At 72.6% G+C, this 19,072-nt stretch carries 16 protein-coding genes; all 16 read left to right on the top strand.

Annotation, left to right across the window (positions count from 1 at the left end):
* Positions 1 to 17 precede the first annotated feature (17 nt).
* The 16 genes from GA0070617_RS22370 (at position 18) to GA0070617_RS22295 (ending at position 19,018) form a co-directional block, all read left to right on the top strand.
* Positions 18 to 1,271 carry an ATP-grasp domain-containing protein gene (locus GA0070617_RS22370; protein WP_091442093.1) on the top strand — a complete coding sequence of 418 codons (1,254 nt, stop codon included), beginning with the start codon at positions 18 to 20 and terminating at the stop codon, positions 1,269 to 1,271.
* Positions 1,272 to 1,300: 29 nt separating this feature from the next.
* Positions 1,301 to 2,557 (top strand): ATP-grasp domain-containing protein, encoded by a 1,257-nt coding sequence (locus GA0070617_RS22365; RefSeq protein WP_217628867.1) that lies wholly within the window; start codon positions 1,301 to 1,303, stop codon positions 2,555 to 2,557.
* Positions 2,554 to 3,852 carry an MFS transporter gene (locus GA0070617_RS22360; protein WP_091442090.1) on the top strand — a complete coding sequence of 433 codons (1,299 nt, stop codon included), beginning with the start codon at positions 2,554 to 2,556 and terminating at the stop codon, positions 3,850 to 3,852. The genes GA0070617_RS22365 and GA0070617_RS22360 overlap by 4 nt, the downstream gene beginning before the upstream one ends.
* On the top strand, positions 3,849 to 5,216 hold the full coding sequence (locus GA0070617_RS22355) for a hypothetical protein (RefSeq protein ID WP_091442086.1): 1,368 nt from the start codon (positions 3,849 to 3,851) through the stop codon (positions 5,214 to 5,216). The genes GA0070617_RS22360 and GA0070617_RS22355 overlap by 4 nt, the downstream gene beginning before the upstream one ends.
* Positions 5,213 to 6,604 (top strand): hypothetical protein, encoded by a 1,392-nt coding sequence (locus GA0070617_RS22350; RefSeq protein ID WP_091442082.1) that lies wholly within the window; start codon positions 5,213 to 5,215, stop codon positions 6,602 to 6,604. The genes GA0070617_RS22355 and GA0070617_RS22350 overlap by 4 nt, the downstream gene beginning before the upstream one ends.
* 84 nt (positions 6,605 to 6,688) lie before the next feature.
* Positions 6,689 to 7,723 (top strand): N-acetylneuraminate synthase family protein, encoded by a 1,035-nt coding sequence (locus GA0070617_RS22345; RefSeq protein ID WP_217628866.1) that lies wholly within the window; start codon positions 6,689 to 6,691, stop codon positions 7,721 to 7,723.
* Positions 7,713 to 8,504 carry an SDR family oxidoreductase gene (locus tag GA0070617_RS22340; protein ID WP_091442075.1) on the top strand — a complete coding sequence of 264 codons (792 nt, stop codon included), beginning with the start codon at positions 7,713 to 7,715 and terminating at the stop codon, positions 8,502 to 8,504. Before GA0070617_RS22345 ends, GA0070617_RS22340 begins: the two co-directional genes overlap by 11 nt.
* 34 nt (positions 8,505 to 8,538) lie before the next feature.
* Positions 8,539 to 10,485, top strand: a complete 1,947-nt coding sequence (locus GA0070617_RS22335; RefSeq protein ID WP_091442070.1) for a transketolase family protein — start codon at positions 8,539 to 8,541, stop codon at positions 10,483 to 10,485.
* 33 nt (positions 10,486 to 10,518) lie between these two features.
* Complete coding sequence (locus tag GA0070617_RS22330; RefSeq protein WP_091442066.1) at positions 10,519 to 11,193, top strand: RraA family protein; 675 nt, start codon at positions 10,519 to 10,521, stop codon at positions 11,191 to 11,193.
* On the top strand, positions 11,190 to 12,080 hold the full coding sequence (locus GA0070617_RS22325) for an SDR family oxidoreductase (RefSeq protein ID WP_217628865.1): 891 nt from the start codon (positions 11,190 to 11,192) through the stop codon (positions 12,078 to 12,080). Before GA0070617_RS22330 ends, GA0070617_RS22325 begins: the two co-directional genes overlap by 4 nt.
* Complete coding sequence (locus tag GA0070617_RS22320; RefSeq protein WP_091442063.1) at positions 12,077 to 13,465, top strand: D-arabinono-1,4-lactone oxidase; 1,389 nt, start codon at positions 12,077 to 12,079, stop codon at positions 13,463 to 13,465. The genes GA0070617_RS22325 and GA0070617_RS22320 overlap by 4 nt, the downstream gene beginning before the upstream one ends.
* Before the next feature lie 3 nt (positions 13,466 to 13,468).
* Positions 13,469 to 14,143 (top strand): HAD family hydrolase, encoded by a 675-nt coding sequence (locus GA0070617_RS22315; protein ID WP_091442060.1) that lies wholly within the window; start codon positions 13,469 to 13,471, stop codon positions 14,141 to 14,143.
* Positions 14,140 to 15,105: a branched-chain-amino-acid transaminase gene (gene ilvE, locus GA0070617_RS22310; protein WP_091442057.1), complete on the top strand. Its 966-nt coding sequence runs from the start codon at positions 14,140 to 14,142 to the stop codon at positions 15,103 to 15,105. Before GA0070617_RS22315 ends, ilvE begins: the two co-directional genes overlap by 4 nt.
* Positions 15,102 to 16,079, top strand: coding sequence for a quinone oxidoreductase family protein (locus GA0070617_RS22305; RefSeq protein WP_091442053.1), 978 nt, complete (start codon positions 15,102 to 15,104; stop codon positions 16,077 to 16,079). The genes ilvE and GA0070617_RS22305 overlap by 4 nt, the downstream gene beginning before the upstream one ends.
* 144 nt (positions 16,080 to 16,223) lie before the next feature.
* Positions 16,224 to 17,423, top strand: coding sequence for an ROK family transcriptional regulator (locus tag GA0070617_RS22300; protein WP_217628864.1), 1,200 nt, complete (start codon positions 16,224 to 16,226; stop codon positions 17,421 to 17,423).
* Between the two features lie 74 nt (positions 17,424 to 17,497).
* A complete protein-coding gene (locus GA0070617_RS22295) occupies positions 17,498 to 19,018 on the top strand; it encodes an ABC transporter substrate-binding protein (RefSeq protein WP_091442049.1) in 1,521 nt (506 codons plus the stop codon).
* Positions 19,019 to 19,072 lie beyond the last annotated feature (54 nt).

The raw sequence follows: 19,072 nt of genomic DNA, 5'->3' as shown, positions 1-19,072 counted from the left end.
GAGCCCCGGAGGAACCCATGAGCATCGTCGTCGTCCACAAGACCAACCTGAGCCGCCGGCGGCACCTGGAACGGGCCCGGCGGTACGCCACGGAGCACGGGGAGGAGCTGGTGCTGCTGATGACGGACGCCAGCTGGGAGACGGACTTCGCCGACCGGGTGGTACCGGTGGACGTCGGTGACGTCGACGAGGTGCTCGCCGCGGTGAAGGCGGAGAGCGCGCCGGTCTCCGGCGTGGTCACCTTCGCGGAGGCGCTGGTGCCCGCGGTGGCCCGGGTCGCGCACGAGTTCGACCTGTCCTGGGTCGGCGAACGCACCGCCCAGCTGGCCCGGGACAAGTTCCGGATGCGGCAGGCCGCCGCCGCGGCCGGCGTCGCGCAGCCCCGCTTCGGCCTCGCCCGGACCGTGGCCGAGGCCCTCGCCGTGGCCGACCACGTGGGCTTCCCGCTCGTGCTCAAGCCGGTCCTGGGCACCGGCAGCATGTTCGTGCGCAGCGTCGCCGACCGGACCGAGCTGACCGCCCACTTCGACGCGTTCCGGGCCGGCGCGTGGGCCGGGTTCAGCAAGGACCCCCTGCGTGAGCGGTCCGAACGGGAACACGATGGCGCGTTGCTGCTGGAGGAGTTCGTGCCCGGCCCCGAGATCAGTGTGGAGTCGCTGGTGGTCGACGGCGTCACCCACCCGGTGGCCATCCACGACAAGCCGCTGCCGACCGGGCCGACCTTCGAGGAGGTCTACGCCTGCACGCCGACCAGACTGCCGGCGGAGGTGGCCGAGGCCGCCGGGCGGGCGGCGGCCGAGGTGCACGCCGCGCTCGGCATCACCGTCGGGGGCAGCCACGTCGAGTTCCGCCTCCGCGACGGCGTCGAACCGGTGCTGCTGGAGGCCGCGGCCCGGCTGGGCGGTGGGCCCATCTGCCGGTCGGTGCTGCTGAGCACCGGTGTCGACCTGGTGGCGGCGGCCCTGGACCTGGCCACCGGCCGGACCCCGGTGATCGCCCCGCGCGAGCGGCCGACGGCGGTCGGCTTCTGGAACATCTTCCCGGCCCGGCCCGGGCGGCTGGTCGCGGCGCACGGCATCGACGAGGCGCGCGCCGACGAGCGGGTCGCCGAGATCGACATCTACCGGGCACCCGGTGACCTGCTGGCGGTGCCGCCGAGGACCTTCCAGGGACACGGTCACCTGATCTTCGTCGCGCCGTCGGTCGACGACCTGGACGCCACGTTCCACGAGCTGACCCGCATGGTCCGCCTGGAGACCGAGCCGGCGTGAGGAGCACCGTCGAGAGAAGGGAGCACCACATGCCCCGGGTAGCCGTGATCGGCGGGCGTCTGCACGCGGTCAAGTACGCACGGGAGTTGGACGTCGACGTCGTGCTGGTGCACGAGGAGGGCCGGTACGAGCCGGAGTTCGCCGCGCTCTGCGAGCGCATCGTGCACGCCCCGACGACCGACAGCGCGGCCATCGTCGAGGTGCTGGCCCCGTTGCACCGGGCCCGCCCCTTCGACCGGGTGCTCTGCACCACCGACCTGGGCACCGTGCCCGCCGCGGAGGTGGCCGAGGCCCTCGGCGTCCCGCACACGCCGGTACGGGCGGCCCGTACCGTCAAGAACAAGGCCGCCGTCCGGCGTCTCCTGGCCGAGCAGGGCATCGACCCGGTACGGGCCCGGCTGGTGCGCGGCGGCCGGGACGCCGCCGAGTTCGCCAGCCTGCTGGCCGGCCGCGTCGTGCTCAAGCCGGTGGACGGCTCGGGCAGCGCCGACGTGCACATCGTCGACGGCGCGGCAGAGGCGGAACTGGCGTGGAAGGCGATGGCGGCGGCGGGCTACCGCGAGGCCGTCGCGGAGGAGTACCTGACCGGCCCGCTGGCCACGGTCGAGGCGTTCTCGGTCGACGGCCGGCACCTGACCCTCGGGCTGACCGACGAGACGATCAACGACCATCTGGTGGAGGTGGGCATCACCGCGCCACCGCGGGTGGTCGGCCCGCACGAGGCGGCCATGCGCGAGCTGACCGTACGGCTGCTCGACGCGATCGGCGTGACCGACGGGCCCTCCCACACCGAGTACGTGATCACCGAAGCCGGTCCCCGGCTGATGGAGACGCACAACCGGATGGCCGGCCTCGGCATCCCGGAGGTGGTTCGCCGGGCCTACGGCATCGACGTCAACCGGCTGTTCCTTGGCGCGCCGTTGGGGCTCACCGAGTTTCCCGCCCGACCGCCCACGGTGCGTGGCGGTGCCGCCCTGCGGGTGTTCGCCCCGCCGCCCGGGGTGGTCACCGCGATCGAGGGCCTCGACGAGCTGGCCCGGCTCGGTGCCGCGGTGCGCCGGGTGCCACCGGGTACGCCGGCCTTCGGCTTCCCCGGCCTGTTCGAGGAGTTGGCCGAGGCGGAGATCGGGGTGCTGCTGCCGCTCGACGTCGGTGACCCGGTGGTGGAGATCCGGACCGGCTGGGACATCCGGATGGGCCTGGTCGTCGCCTCCGGTGCCGACGCGGCCCAGGCCGTGCGGCGCTGCGAGCAGGCGCTGGACACGGTGCGGTGGCACGTCTCATGACGGTGACCAAGACCCCCGGCGAGCAGGAGAAGTCCGGCGACCTGTGGGGCAACCAGGGATTCCGCCGGCTGTTCGCGGCGGCGACGTTCAGCCACGTCGGCTCGGAGATCACCTTCGTGGCCCTGCCGCTGGTCGCGGTGATCGTCCTGGACGCCTCGGCGGCTCAGGTCGGGATGCTCTGGATGCTCAAGTTCGTCGCCTTCCTGACCGTCGGCCTGCCGGCCGGCGCGTTGCTGGACCGGACCCGCAAGCGGTGGGTGATGGTCTCGGCGGATCTCGGCCGGGCGCTGCTGCTCGGCTCGATCCCGCTGGCCTGGGCGCTGGACGTGCTGACCATCGAACAGCTCTACCTGGTGACGCTGCTGACCGGGGTCGGTGACGTCTTCTTCGACGTCGCCTCCCGCAGCTACCTGCCGTTGCTGGTCGGCCGTCGGGACCTGCTGGCGGCCAACTCCCGGCTGAGCAGCGTGGAGGCGACGAGCACGCTGGTCGGCCCGAGCCTGGCCGGATACATCGTGCAGTTCCTCTCCGCGCCGATCGCCATCCTGATCGACGCGGTCACCTTCGCCTGGTCCGCGCTGTTCCTCGGCGGCGTCCGGCACCGTGAGCCGCGGCCGGAGCGGCCGGAGAACGCCCGCCTGATCCCGGACATCCGGGAGGGCATCCGGTTCGTCTGGGGTCATCCGCTGCTACGCCCCATCGTCGTCGCCGGCGCGTTGACCAACCTGTTCCTGACCTTCGCGATCGTCGCGGTGCCGCTGGTGCTGGTCCGGGAACTCGGGCTCGGCGGCGGCGCGGTCGGGGTGTTCTTCACCTTCGGCGGGCTCGGCGTGCTGCTCGGCGTCTCCACCGCCACCTGGGTCTGCAGGTGGCTCGGGGCCGGCCAGTCACTGTGGATCCTGGGCCTGGTCGGGATCCCGTTCGGCTTCCTGGTGCCGATGATGGACGTCGGTCCCTGGCAGTGGGTGGCCTCCGCGGCCTGGTCGGTGATCATCTTCCGGGTCGGGCACAACAACGTGGTGCTGGTCAGCTTCCGCCAGCGGGTCACCCCGGACCACCTGCTGAGCCGGATGAACGCCACCATGCGGTTCGTCATGAACGGGATGGAGGCGGTCGCCGCCGCGCTGGCCGGCCTGCTGGCCACCCTCCTGGGCGTCCGGCCCGTGCTGTGGATCGCCGCGGTCGGGCTGGCGGTCGCCTGGCTGCCCATCGTGTTCTCCCCGCTGCGCTCCATGACGAGTTTCGACAGCGCCTACCCGGGCGCGCCGGTCACCAAGGAGGACGACCGACCATGACCGACACCACCATCACCACCGACCGGGTCACCGACGCCTACCTCGAACGGTGTCTCGGCGGGGACCGGGCACTGCTCGACGCGATCGCGAAGGCCCCGTTCGGGCCGGCGTTCCTGGCCGCGAACACCGGCCACCTGCTGCCCCGCCCGCTGTTCGTCGCCGACGAGGTGATCGGTCGGTTCAGCGTCGACCTGTCCGGCTTCTTCGACCTGCTGACCTCGGTGCCCCAGCGGATCTTCGGCGGTGACGTCGCGGCGTACTGTGCCGCGCTGGGAATGGAGCGGCAGCGGGCCGCGATCCTCACCCGGTACCCGGGCCGGCCGACGAGGTACGGCCGGGCCGACGCCTACCACGACGGCACGGCGCTGCGACTGCTGGAGGTCAACGTCGGCAGCGCGCAGGGCGGCATCGACTACTCCGAGATCGGCCGGATGCTGCTGAAGGTCGACGCGTTCGCCGAGTTCGCCGCCGAACACGGACTGGTCCACGTGCACATGGGCGAGAACATCGCCCAGCTGTACCGGGAGGCGTCGGCGGGGGTGACCGGGGGAGCGGACCCGGTGATCGGTCTGGTCGAGTCCGACTCCGGCTTCGGCTCGTACGTCGAGCAGGCCGAGTCGTACGTGGAGATGATGGCCGCGCAGGGCCTCCAGGTGGTCATGGGCACCGTCGGTGAGATCACCGAGCGCGCCGGGCGGCTGTTCCTGCACGGCCGGCGGATCGACCTGATCCAGCGGCACTTCACCGAGAACGAGATGGTCACCGAGCCGGGGGTGGCCGAGGCCGCCGAGCGCGTCTTCCACGCCCACGACGAGGGCCGGGTGGTGCTCTGGACCTCGTTGCGCAGCTCGCTCTACCACAACAAGGCGGCGTTGACCCTGATGTCGGACTCGCGCCTGCGGACGGCGTTCAGCACCGACGAGGCCGAGCTGATCGACCGGGTGCTGCCCTGGACGAGGCTGCTGCTGGACACCGAGACCGAGGTCGACGGCGAGACCGTGGACCTGGTCGGGTACTGCCGGGAACACCGCGCGGACCTGATCATCAAGCAGCAGCGCAGCTTCCGGGCGGACGGCATCGTGCCGGGCTGGGACACCAGCGACGAGGACTGGGCAGCCGCGCTCGCCGCCGGCATCGCCGACGGCGCCCTGGTACAGCGCCGGGTGATCCGTCGCGCCGAGCCGGTGGTCGACCCGGCCACCGGGGCGGTCGAGGAGTACGCCGCGACCTGGGGGGTCTTCTTCACCCCGCACGGCTACGCCGGCAGCAGCCTACGGGCCATGCCCATCGACGACGAGATCCCGCGGTACCGACCCACCCGGCGCAACGCCGCGGTCTTCCAGTTCTCCGCGAGCGCGGCGTGAGCGGCGTGCCGGCCGATCCGGTCACCGAGGACTACCTGCGCCGGTGCGCCGGAGGTGACCGGGGGCTGCTCGACGCGATGGCCGCGGCGAGGCTGCCCGCCGCGCTGACCGCCTCGATGCGCGGACGCTTCCTGCCCCGGCCGATGTTCGTGCCGGACACCGAGATCCTCGGCTTCGCCGAACGGATCAACGCGCTGTTCGACCTGATCGTCTCGGTGCCGGACCGGTTCTTCGACGGCGACCGGGAACGCTACGCCGCAGCGGTGGGCCTGGACGGACGGCGGGCGGCCTACCTCGCCCGGTTCACCGACCGGCCACAGCGGTACGGGCGGGCCGACCTCTACCACGACGGGAGCGCCTTCCGGCTGCTGGAGTTCAACGTCGGCAGTGCCCTCGGCGGGATGGACCGGGCCCAGATCTCCGCTGCCCTGCTGCAGGTGCCGGCGTTCAAGGAGTTCGCGGCCGAGCACCGGCTGGACTTCGTCGACACCGGAGCGCGGGTCGACCGGGCGCTGCGCGCGGCGGCGCGTCCGGTCTGCGGCGACCGCGCGCCCGTGGTCGCCTTCGTCGACGGCAACGGCGCGATGGCACCGTACCTGCACCTGGCCACGTCCTTCCAGGAGATGCTTGCCGGTTTCGGAGTCGAGGTGCTGCTCGGCGAGCTGGCCGACGTCGGGTTCGCCGCCGGCCGGGTCACCCTGCACGGTCGTGCCGTCGACCTCGTGCTGCGCTACTTCGGCGTGGGCGACTTCCTCGACGACCCGGCCGGCAGGCGGACCGTGGACGCGCTGGTGGACGCCGACGCCGACGGCACCGTGGTGCTCTACACCTCCCTGGCCGGGGAGCTGTACAACAACAAGACCTCGCTGGCGCTGCTGGCGGAGCTGGCCGGGCGCGGTGAGCTGACCCCGGCGGAGACCGGCCTGGTCGACAGCGTGCTGCCGTGGACCCGGACGGTGACCAGCGACCTGTTCGGCGAGTGCGCGGCACGCCGCGGCGAGTTGATGCTCAAGCCCGGTGCGGACTTCGGTGGGACGGGCATCGTGGCCGGCTGGCTGGTGGACGACGACCAGTGGCGTCGTGCGTTGCGGCTCGCCGCGGACCACGGCTCCATCGTGCAGCGCCGGGTCGTGCCCCGGGGTGAGCCGGTGATCGACCCGTCGACCGGGCAGCGGCGGGACTGGCACGCGGTGTGGGACTGCTTCCTCACGCCGGAGGGTTACGCCGGTTCGCACATCCGCGCCCTGCCCGCCGGTGAGGGTGCCGTGATCGGCATGGGTGTGACGGCGGCGGCCCGGACTACGGGCATCTTCTACCACCCGGTCGCCGCGGACCACCCGCGACGGCCGGCAACACCTGACAGAACCATGCCTTCATTCGGACGATGAGGACTTCGAAGCGTAGAGAGAGGAATGACGTTGCGCGAGGTTAGGATAGGTGATCGCCGGATATCCGACGACACCGACGCTTACGTGATCGCGGAGATAGGCCACAATCACGAGGGCAGTCTGCACCGGGCCGAGGAGATGTTCCGGCAGGCCGCTGCCGCGGGCGCGAACGCCGCCAAACTGCAGAAGCGGGACAACCGCTCACTGTTCACCAAGGCCATGTACGACGAGCCCTACACCGGGCGCAACAGCTTCGGGCCGACCTACGGCCGGCACCGGGAGGCGCTGGAGTTCGGCCGGGCCGAGTACCTGCACCTGGCCGGGGTCGCGGCCGAGTTGGGCATCGACTTCATCGCCACCGCCTTCGACCAGCCCAGCGTGGACTTCCTGGTCGACGTGGACCTGCCGGCCATCAAGATCGCATCGGCGGACGTGACCAACACCCCGCTGCTGGCGTACGCGGCCAAGGCCGACAAGCCGCTCGTGCTGAGCACCGGTGGCGCGACGACGGACGAGGTCCGCCGGGCCTGCGACACGATCCTGCCGCTCAACCCGAACCTCGCGCTGTTGCAGTGCACCGCCGTCTACCCGGCGGCCCCCGCCGACCTCAACCTCTCGGTGATCACCACCTACCGCGCGGAGTACCCGCACACCGTGATCGGTTTCTCCGGCCACGACCTGGGCCCCGAACTGAGCTGGATCGCTTACGCGTTGGGCGCGCGGGTGATCGAGAAACACTTCACGCTGGACCACTCCCGGCCCGGCAGCGACCACCACTTCTCTCTCGACGCCCCCCAACTGGCCGCCCTGACGGCGGGACTCCGCCGGACCCACGAGGCGCTGGGCGAGCCGGTCAAGCGGTGCGGCGACAGCGAGGCCAAGGCCGTGCGGAAGATGGGCAAGAAGCTGGTGGCCGCGCGGGACCTGCCGGCCGGGCACGTCGTCACCGAGCAGGACGTCGCCTGCAAGTCCCCGGGCGACGGCATGAAGCCGTACCAGCTCGACGAGGTGCTGGGCCGGGTCCTGCGGGTCGACCTCGCCGAGGACACCGGCTTCGGCCCGGAACTGCTGGCCGAGCCGGCGGGCGCGGTGGTGGGAGCGAACCGCGGTGCGCATTGACCTGACCGGTGAGGTGGCCGTCGTCACGGGTGTCGGCGGCCGGCTCGGCGGGGTCTGGGCGACCGCGCTGCTCGCCGCCGGCGCCGTCGTGGTCGGGCTCGACCTCGACGACCAGACGCCGGCCGCGGTACGGGGGCACGACGGCGGACGTTACCTCGGGCTGCGCGGTGACGTGACCGACCGGGCGAGCCTGCGGGAGGCCCTGGCCGCGGCGACCCGGTGGGCCGGTACGCCGACCATCCTGGTGAACAACGCCGGAATCGACCAGCCGCCGTCGCGCGAGGCCGGCAGTTGGCTCTTCGCCGACGTCCCGGAGCAGCTCTCCGGGGCGGTCCTGGACGTCAACGCCCTCGGCGTGCTGCGGGTCTGCCAGGTCATCGGCGCCGTGATGGCCGACAACGGCCGGGGCTCGATCGTCAACATCGGCTCGCTGTACGGCGGCGTCGGGCCGGATCCACGGCTCTACGACCACCTCGACCTGGATCCACCCTTCCTCAAACCACCCGCGTACGGGATGTCCAAGGCCGCCGTGGCGGCGCTGACCCGCTATCTCGCCACCCTGTGGGGCCCGGTCGGCGTCCGGGTGAACACCCTGTCCCCGGGCGGTGTGCTGGGCGGCCAGGACCCGACCTTCCGGCAGAAGTTCGCCGCCCGGGTGCCGATGCGGCGGATGGCGACCGAGGACGACCTGACCGGGCCGCTGCTCTTCCTCGCCTCCGGCCTCAGCCGCTACGTCACCGGCTGCGAGCTGTTGGTGGACGGCGGCTATGTCGCCTGGTGACCCGGCCGGCGGCACCCCTACCCGTGGAGGAGACATGACCACACCGTTGCGCTGGGTACCGGTGGCGGAGACCCGCCGGGTGCTCGACGCCATCGACGATCCGGTCACCCGTACCCGCGCCTTCTCGGCGCTGACCCGGATCAACATCCTCTACATGGTGGCCCGGGCCGGCTCCGGGCACCTCGGGTCCAGCATGAGCGCCGCCGACGTGGTGAGCTGGCTCCTCCTGCACGAGCTGCGCCGGCCCGGTGCCCACGACGGTGACCTGTACTTCTCGTCCAAGGGCCACGACGCCCCCGGCCTGTACGCCGCGCTGATCGGCCTGGGGCTGCTGGACGAGGACCTGGTGCACCGGCTGCGCCGCATCGACGGGCTGCCCGGTCACCCCGACGTGCACACCCCGCACATGCCCTTCAACACCGGCTCGCTCGGCATGGGCATCGCCAAGGCCAAGGGGGTGATCCTGGCCGACCGGCTGCTGGGCACCCGCCGCCGGGTCTTCGTGCTGACCGGCGACGGCGAGTTGCAGGAGGGTCAGAACTGGGAGTCCCTGGCCGGGGCCGCGCACCGGGGGATGGGCGAGCTGACCGTGGTGGTGGACCACAACAAGCTCCAGTCCGACACCTGGGTCACCGAGGTCAGCGACCTCGGCGACCTGGCGGCCAAGTTCGCCGCCTTCGGCTGGGCGGTGCTGCGTTGTGACGGCAACGACGTCGCGGCGTTCCGGGCGGCCTGCCGGGACCGGGCGGAGTCGTACCCGGACCGGCCCGCGGTGATCGTCGCCGACACCGTGAAGGGTGCCGGCTGTGCCACCTTCGCCGCGACGTCGATGGCGCCGGGGCAGTGGCGGTACCTGTTCCACAGTGGTGCCCCCGCCCCGGCCGACCGGGAACGCGCCTACGCCGAGCTGGTGGCCACCGCGCAGGAGATCGTCGGCGCGGCGGGCCTGACCCCGCTGCGGCTGGCCGACGCGGCACCGGCTCCCGGGCCGGCCCCGGGCGGCGGACCACGCCTGCCGGAGGTGTACGGCGAGGCGCTGGTGGCCCGTGCCGGCCGCGACCCCCGGATCGTCGCCCTCGACGCCGACCTGGTCCTGGACACCGGCCTGATCCCGTTCTCCCGGGCGTACCCCGACCGGTTCGTCGAGTGCGGCATCGCCGAGCAGGACATGGTCTCGATGGCCGGCGGGCTGGCCTACCGGGGGCTGCTGCCGTTCGTGCACTCGTTCTCCTGCTTCCTGCACGCCCGCCCGAACGAGCAGATCTTCAACAACGCCACCGAGGGCCGCAAGGTGGTCTACGTCGGGTCGCTCGCCGGGCTGCTGCCGGCCGCCCCCGGCCACTCCCACCAGGCTGTCCGCGACGTGAGCGCGGTAGGCGCGATCCCCGACCTGGTGGTGCTGGAGCCGGCCGACGCGGCCGAGACGCGGGCCGCGGTCGACTTCTGCGTCGACACACCGCACAGCGTCTACCTGCGGCTGGTCAGCGTGCCTGTGCCGGAGCCGGTGGCCGGGCTGCCCGCCGGACCGTTGGAGCTGGGTCGCGGGCGGGTGGTGCGGCCGGGCGGTCCGGTGGTCGCGGTCGGTGCCGGGCCGGTCGTGCTGGCCGAGCTGCTCCGCGCCGCCGACCTGCTGGCCGCCGACGGCATCGACCTGACGGTGGTCGCCCTGCCCTGGCTGAACCGGGTCGACCACGGCTGGCTCGGCGACCTGGTCGAGCGGGCCGACCACCTGGTCGTGGTGGAGAACCACTTCGTCCGGGGTGGTCAGGCCGACCTGCTGGCCCGCGCGCTCGCCGAGCTGCGGCTGCCCGATCCGCCCGCGTTCCGGGGGGTCGGCGTCACCGAGGTGCCGCGCTGCGGCACCCCCGCCGAGGCGCTGCTCGCCCACGGCCTGCACGCCGACCGGCTGGCCGAGGTGGTGCGCGCCGAGGTCGGCGGCAAGTCCGAACCGGGCCGCTTCGACGTGGTCCTGCGGCACTGACGTTCCCGTCCCGACACACCCCGAGGAGAGACGATGGAGACCATCCACAACGAGCTGCGCCGCCCGCCCCAGGAGATCGTCGACCAGTTCCGCGAGGTGCTCGCCGAGTACAGCCCCAGCTGCCTGGTCACCGACGCCCGCCGCCGGGTCGGCGCGATCGGCGGCTTCCAGACGGTACGCCCCGAGCACAAGGTGGCCGGGCCGGCGTTGACCGTCAACCTGTCCGTCGACGACCTCGTCGACACCATGCCGGTGCTGGCCACCGCCCGCCCCGGCGACATCGTCGTGGTGGCCGCCCACGGCTCGCCGCTGACCGCGATGTGGGGTGGCCTGATGTCGACGCTGTCGCTGAAGGCCGGGGTCGCGGCCGGCGTCGTCGACGGCTTCGTCCGTGACGTCGACGAGATCCGTGACCTGGACTTCCCGCTCTGGTACCGGGGCACCATCCCCCGGCCGTCGCCGACGGCCGTGCACAACCGCACCGAGCCGGTCCAGGTGAACGTGCCGGTGGTGATCGGCGGCCAGGTGATCGAACCCGGTGACATCCTGGTCGCCGACGAGAACGGGCTGGCCGTGGTGCCGCAGGGGTTGGCCGAGGAGGTGCTGGAGGGCACCCGGCACCAGATCGGCAAGGAACGGATCATCCGCGAGAAGATCCGGTCCGGGGCCACGGTGATCGACCTGCTCACCGAGTTCGGCCACCTGTGAGCCCGCCGGTGCGCCTCTACCTCACCGGTGCCGACGGGATGCTCGGCACCGCCCTGACCACCGTCCTCGCCGAGGATCCGGCCACCGCGCACTGGACCGTCCACGGGGTCTCCATCCGCGACTTCGACATCGCCGACGCCGAGGCCGTACGGGCCTCGATCGAGGCGTTCGCGCCCGACGTGGTCGTGCACACCGCGGCGCACGCCATCGTCGACGACTGCGAGCTGGACCCGAAACTGGCGCTGCGGGTGAACATCGCCGGGGTACGCAACGTCGTCGACGCCTGCCTCCGGCGGCACAGTCGGCTGGTCTACCTCTCCAGCGACTACGTGTTCGACGGTCGGCACACCCCGGTCGGCGGCTACCGCGAGGACGACCTGCCGAACCCGCAGAGCGTGTACGGGCTGACCAAGGTGGCGGGGGAGCGGATGGTGGCCCTGCTCGACGACCATCTCACCGTCCGGACGTCGTGGTTGTTCGGCGGCACCGACGCCCGCCTCGACCAGGTGCTGGACATCGTCGAGCACGCCCGGCGCGGCACCCCGGCCCGGCTGATCGACGACCAGTTCAGCGCACCCACGTACACCGTGGATCTGGCTCGGGCGCTGGTCTTCCTGCTCGTGGAGAGCGCCGTGACCGGCACGGTCCACGTGACGAACCGGGGCACCGCCAGCTGGCACCAGGTCGGTGCGTACCTGACCGACCGGATCCCGGGCGCGCCGGCCCCGCAACGGGTGCCGCTGCGGGAATGGGGCTTCCTGGGCGGTCGGCCCGTCGACTCGACCCTGAACACCGACCGGCTGGCCCGGCTCGGCTGGACCCTGCCCACCTGGCAGGACGCGGTCGACCGGTGCCACCTGTCGCTGCTGCGGGGGGACCGGCGATGAGCACCGGACAGCCGGGCCCCCGCTGGCGGAACTGGTCCGGCACGGTGGGGTGCCGCCCCGCCCAGCTGCTCGCCCCGACGACCGAGGACGAGGTGGTGGCGGCGGTGCGCGCGGCCGGCGAGCGCGGGAGCCCGGTGCGGCCGGTCGGCTCCGGTCACTCCTTCAACGCCCTGGCCTGCACCGACGGACTGCTGCTCGACCTGTCCCGGTACCGTGGCGTGCTCGCCGTCGACGCCGCCGCCGGCGAGGTCACCGTCCTCGGTGGCACCACACTGGGGGAGCTGGCCGAGGCGCTGGACCGGCGCGGCCTGGCCCTGGCCAACCTCGGCACGCTGGCGGAGCAGAGCGTGGCCGGGGCGATCTCCACCGGCAACCACGGCTCCGGGCTGGCGCACGCCCCGCTGTCGGCGCAGGTCGTCCGCCTGCGGTTGGTCACCGCGGACGGCCGGGTCCGCACCCTGGACGCCGACCGGGAGCCCGAGGTGTTCCGGTGCGCCCGGACCGCGCTGGGCACGCTCGGGGTGCTGAGCACCGTCACGCTGCGCTGCGTGCCGCAGTTCAACCTGCGGGTGAGCTACCGCACCGAGCCGCTGGACACGGTGTTGGACGGGTTCGCCGACTGGGCCGCCGAGGCCGACCACGTCGCGTTCTCCTGGCTGCCCTGGCAGGAGCGGGCCGGGCTGCGGGCCCTGCGGGTCACCGCCGCCCCGCGTACCCGGGACGCGGTCCGTCGGCGGTACGCGACCACGATCGACGAGGTGCGCTGCGGGCTGATCGGGCTGGCCGGCAGGGCCGACACCCGCGCCGTCCCGTGGCTCAAGGGCCGGCGGTGGCGGTCGACCCGGCCCGCCGTCGAGTACGTCGACGCCAGCCACCGGGTGTTCACCTTCCCGCAGCCGGTCAGGTTCCTCGCCCTGGAGCACGCGTTGCCGCTGGAGGCGACGCCCGACGCGCTGCGTGCCCTGCGCCGTACGCTGCGCCGGGCCGGCGCGTACTCGCCCTACTCGGTGCTGGTCCGGGTGGGCGCCGGCGACGACTCGCCGCTGAGCCCCGCCTACGGGCGTCGGACCGGCTACGTCAACCTGACCGTGCCCCGCACGGCCGGGCAGGTGGAGCTGTTGCGCGCCATCGAGCCGGTGTTGCGGGACCACGGTGGCCGGCCGCACTGGGGCAAGGCGCACACCGCCACCGCCGAGGTGCTCGCCCCGCGCTACCGGGAGTGGGCGCTGTTCCAACGGGTCCGGGCCACCCTGGACCCGGACGGCGTGTTCGCCAGCGACTACACCGACCGGGTGCTCGGCCCGGTGCGACCGGCGCGGGCGCCCACGGTGGTGTCGGCGCAGGCCGGGCCGGACCCGGCGGTCGCCGTCGGGGACGGTGGCTGACCCATGCCGCTGCGCCTGCTCCTGTTCGACTTCGACGGGCTGCTCTGCGACACCGAGCGGGCCGCCCACCGGTCCTGGGACGAGCTGTACCACCAGCTGGTCGGGCACGGCCTGCCGGACCGGGTGTGGGCGGCGATGGCCGGCCGTTCGGACGGCGAGACGGTCGCCCTCGCCGACCTGTCCGCCCGCCTGGGGCGTCCGGTCGGCGAGCCGACCCGGGCCGCCCGGCTGCGGCGCAAGCGCGAGCTGTGCGCGGTCGAGCCGGTACGCCCCGGCGTTACGGCGCTGCTCGACGCCGGCCGCGCCGCCGGCCTGGGCCTGGGCGTGGTCTCCAGCTCCCCATGGCGCTGGGTGGAGCCCCACCTGCGGCGACTGGGCCTGGGGCACCGCTTCGACTGGCTGGTCACCGGGGACGACACCCCGGCGCACAAGCCGGCCCCCGACCTCTACCGGCTGGCGTTGCGCCGCGCCGGTGTGCCGGCGGCCGACGCGCTGGCCTTCGAGGACTCCGAGTCGGGGGTACGGGCCGCCGGCGCGGCCGGGGTGTACTGCGTCGCCGTGCGCAACGCGGTGGGCGGGCACGCCGACCTGCACGCCGCCGACGAGGTCCGGGCCAGCCTGCTCGACGTCGCGCTGGCGTCCTATCTCGACCGACTCGCAGAAACAGGAAACCGATGAACGTCTCCGCACCCGAGTTGGCCTCACTTGCCAGTCCCACCGCCGACCGGCCGGAATGGATCTGGCGCAACGGCACCCTGTCGCGGTGGGAGCAGGCGCAGATCCACGTCAACGCGGTCGGCCACGCCTCCACGGCGGCGATCTTCGAGGGGATCAAGGCCTACCGCGCCGACGACGGTCGACTGCTGCTGTTCCGGCTCGACGAGCATCTGCGCCGGTTGTTCGACTCGGCCCGGATCTGCCGGCTCGACCTGCCGTACAGCCTGGCCGACCTGCGGACCGGGGTGTTCGACCTGCTCCGGGGCAACGGTTACGACCAGGACGCGTACGTCCGACCGTGGGCGTTCCCGGCCGGGCTCATCCGGGAGCAGATGGTCCCGGCGGGGTCGGTCTGCGAGGTGGTGATCGACAGTTGGCCCTTCCGTAGCCGTCCGGACGTCACCCGGGGCTGCCGGGCCGGGGTGAGTTCCTGGCAACGCGTCAGCGACGCCGCCATGCCGCCCCGCGTCAAGGCCTTCTCGAACTACCACAACGGCCGGTTGGCGATGATGGAGGCCCGGGAGAACGGACACGACTGGCCGATCCTGCTCAACGAGCGGCACAAGGTCAGCGAGGGCCCCGGTGCCTGCGTCGCGCTGGTCCGCCACGGCACGGTGACCACCCCGTCGCTGACCAGCGGGGTGCTGGAGAGCATCACCCGGGACACCGTGCTCCGGCTCCTCGACGAGTCAGGTGAGCCGGTCGTCGAGCGGGAGGTGGACCGCAGCGAGCTGTACCTCGCCGACGAGCTGTTCTTCCTGGGCACCGCCTGGGAGATCCTGCCGATCACCAGCATCGACGGGTTACCGGTGGGGCAGGGCCGGCCCGGCCCGGTCACCCGGCGGCTGGCGGACGCCTACGCCCGCCTGGTGCGGGGTCGATCCGACCGGCACACCGACTGGCTGACCGAGGTCCCCCGGTGAGCCGGGCGATCGTGGTGCACACCCCGGGCGGTCCGGAGGTGCTGCGCCCGGCGGAGCGGGCCGTGCCCGTGCCCGGCCCCGGACAGGTGGTGGTCGCGGTCGCGGCCAGCGGGGTCAACTTCATCGACATCTACCAGCGCTCCGGCGGCTACCCGGTGCCCATGCCGTTCGTTCCCGGCATCGAGGCCGCCGGCACGGTGGTCGACGTGGCCGCCGACGTGACCGGGGTGGCCGTCGGCGACCGGGTCGCCTGGGTGAACCAACCCGGCGGGTACGCCCAACACGTGGCGGTGCCGGCCGCCGCCGTCGTACCGGTGGAGCCCGGGATCCCGCTGGAGACGGCCGCCGCCGCGCTGCTCCAGGGGATGACCGCGCACTACCTGCTGCACGACACCTACCCGGTGCGCCCGGGGGACACGGTGCTGGTGCACGCGGCGGCCGGCGGGATGGGACAGTGGCTCACCCGGTGGGCGCGGTGGCGGGGGGCCCGGGTGATCGGCACCGTCTCCAGCGCCGCGAAGGCCGAGGTCGCGCGGGCCGCCGGCGCAGACGAGATCGTCCGCTACGACCGCGCGGACACCGCGGCCGAGGTACGCGCGTTGACCGGCGGCGCAGGCGTGGACGCGGTGTACGACGGCGTCGGCGGCCCGACCTTCGACGCCAGCCTGGCGGCGCTCCGTCCGCGCGGCACCCTCGCCCTGTACGGCCAGGCCGGCGGCCCGGTGCCCCCGTTCGATCCGCAACGGCTCAACGCGGCCGGCTCGGTGCTGCTGACCAGGCCGAACCTGAGCCACCACATCGCCACCCGGCACGAGTTGCTCACCCGGGCCGGTGCGGTGCTGAGCCTGCTCGCCACCGGTCGGCTGCGGGTGCACGTCGGTGGCAGGTACCCCCTCGCCGACGCCGCAGCGGCGCATGCCGACCTGGCCGGCCGGCGCTCGACCGGCAAGCTTCTGCTGCTGCCGCACGGCTGACCGCGGACCGCCCGCGACGGCTGTCCGTGGGGAGTCTTGGCTGGTAGAGCGGCTGTCAGTAGTGCCTCAGCGACACGTAACAACTTGGCCACAAGCGGGGCGGGCTTCTTGTGAACGGGTTTGTTAGCCCCCTGTACTAACCGGGTGAAGAGCACTGACCAGGTGGGGACGGCCCCATCCGTTGCACCCGAGCAGACGGTGGGGATCCCCCGGCAGGACCGGATCCCGGCCCGGGTCCGCTCCGGCGAGAAGCTCCTGCCGGAGCAGGCCCGCGTGCACAACCGTGAGCTGCTGTTGCGCATGCTGTACCGGGAGGGGCCGCACAGCCGGGCGGACCTGGCCCGGCGTACCGGGCTGACCCGGGTCTCGGTCTCCGACGTGGTCAGCGACCTGCTCACCGACGACCTGGTGCGCGAGATGGGCATGCGGGCGGGGAGCCGACCGGGCAAGCCCGCGATGATGCTCGGCTTCAACGAGCACGCCTACCAGACGGTCGCCCTGGACCTGAGCCACTCGACGCTCTACCGGGGGGCCGTGCTCGACCTCGGTGGCTCGGTGGTGACCCGCCGGCAGGTCGAGATCGCCGGGAGCACCGGTGCCGAGGCCGTAGCGCGGGTCGTCGGTCTGGTCCGGGAGTTGACCGACGAGGTGACGGCACCGCTGCTCGGCATCGGCGTCGGCACCCCGGGGATCGTGGATCTCGGTGGGGTCATTCTCGGCGCGCCCAACCTGGGGTGGCAGGACGTCAACCTCCGGTCGGTGCTGACCGAGCGCTTCGCCTGTCCCGTGGTGGTGGCCAACGACGCCAACGCCGCCGCGCTGGCCGAGCGTAGCTACGGCGAGAGCGCGCCGGACTCGCTCCTGGTCCGGGTCGGTGTCGGCGTGGGGGCCGGGCTGCTGCTCGGCGGTACGCCCGTGCTGGGCAGCAGGTTCGCGGCCGGCGAGATCGGCCACGTGGTGGTGGACTCCGACAGCGACCGGTCCTGTGTCTGCGGCAAGTTCGGCTGCCTGGAGACCTGGCTGTCGACCCGGCGCATCCAGGAGGACCTGTCGGGGGCGCGTACCGAGGCGGAGCACGCCCGGGTGCTCGCGGTGGCCGGGGAGGCCCTCGGTCGGGTGCTGGCCCCGATCGTGGCCGCGCTCAACGTCTCGGAGATCGTGCTCAGCGGCCCGCAACGGGTGTTGGAGGGGCCACTGGCCGCCGCCACCACCCGGACCATCCGGCAACGCGCCCTGACCGAGGTCCACGGCGACATCGTCCTGCGGCTGTCGGGGCTCGGCGACGACATCGTCCTGCGCGGCGCGACCGCCATGGTCATGAGTCAACAACTCGGAATCGTCTGATCCGCTGACCCGGATCTTGTCACCCAGAGCAACGCCGACCGGCGCTGACTTTGCAGCAACAGAAGGGGAACACGGTGCAGTTACCACGCACGCTGACGGCAGCGCTCGCCGCGGTCGTTCTCACCCTCGCCGGTTGCGGCGGCGGGGAGAACAGCCAGGAATCCACCTCGTCCCAGCTCGTCCTCGGCAACAACGGCGACGTGCTGACCTGGGACCCGGCCGAGATGAAGGAGGGTGCGGTAATCCACTACGCCGAGGCCGTCTACGACCCGCTGCTGCGCAAGACCGCCGAGTCGAAGATCGAGGGCAACCTGGCCTCCGAGTACGAGTACAACGACGACCTCACCGAACTCACTCTGAAGCTGCGTGAGGGAGTGACGTTCAGCGACGGTGCCACCTTCGACGGCGAGGCGGTGAAGGTCAACATCGAGGCACGCAAGGAGGGCGCGGGCAGCGCGTCCGAGGCGGCCCGGGTGATCGAGCGCGTCGAGGTCGTCGACGCGAGCACGGTACGGCTGCACCTGAGCGAGCCGAGTCCCGGTCTGCTCGCCGGCCTGGCCACGTACCTGGGGTACATGGCGAGTCCGCAGGCGCTGGCCGCGGGCAACCTGGCCACGACGCCGGTGGGCTCCGGGCCGTACCTGCTCGACGCGGGCGCCTCGGAGAAGGGCGTCAGCTACCGGTTCACCGCCCGCGACGGCTACTGGAACCGCGAGGCGTTCCCGTTCGCCACCGTGGTGATCCGGCCGTACGAGGAGTTCACCGCCCGGTACAACGCCCTGGCCACCGGGCAGATCCAGTTCATGTACGGCACCTCCGACATGGTGCCGAAGGCCAAGAGCGACGGGCTGACCGTCAAGACGGTGCCCGGCGAGTGGCAGGGGATCATCCTGCAGGACCGGGCCGGCAAGGAGTCGGCCGCCCTCGGCGACGTGCGGGTCCGGCAGGCGGTCAACCACGCGCTCGACCGCAAGGCCATCCTCGACACCCACTACGGCGGCTTCGGTCAGGTCTCCACCCAGACCTTCAACCCGGCAAGCGAGGCGTGGGTGCCGGAGCTGAACGAGCGTTACCCGTACGACCCGGCCAAGGCGCGCGAGCTGCTGGCGGCGGCGGGTTACGGGAGCGGCTTCAAGATCAAGATTTCGTTCAGTGAGGGCTTCATGTCCCCGCTGGTGCCGATCGTCACGCAGTACCTGGGCGACGTGGGCATCACGGTCGAGCAGGTCCCGGTCAACGGCTTCGCCAACGGCGGCCTGGAGACCCTCAAGGGCCAGCCGGCGTTCATGCTCTCGTTCTCCACGAACATCCCGGCCTGGACCGACGTGCTGAACAAGCTCACCCCGACCTCGCTGTGGAACAACTTCCAGTACACCGACGACACGGTCACCCGGCTGCTCAAGGAGATCCCCGCCGCGCAGGGTGACGAGCAGGCCGCGCTCTACAAGGAGCTGAACACCCACCTCGTGGAGCAGGCCTGGTTCGCCCCGATCGTCACGCAGGAGAACGTCTACCTGTTCAGGTCGGACATCGACGTGACCATGCAGCAGGCGCAGCTGATGCCGAGCCTGCGCTTCTTCGCACCGAACAACTAACCGTCCACCGCCCCCGGGTGAGCCGAGTCGACTGTCGGCCCACCCGGGGTGCCG

It is taken from the genome of Micromonospora yangpuensis (assembly GCF_900091615.1).
Taxonomy (GTDB): domain Bacteria; phylum Actinomycetota; class Actinomycetes; order Mycobacteriales; family Micromonosporaceae; genus Micromonospora; species Micromonospora yangpuensis.
This window is presented reverse-complemented; position numbering and strand designations above follow the sequence as displayed.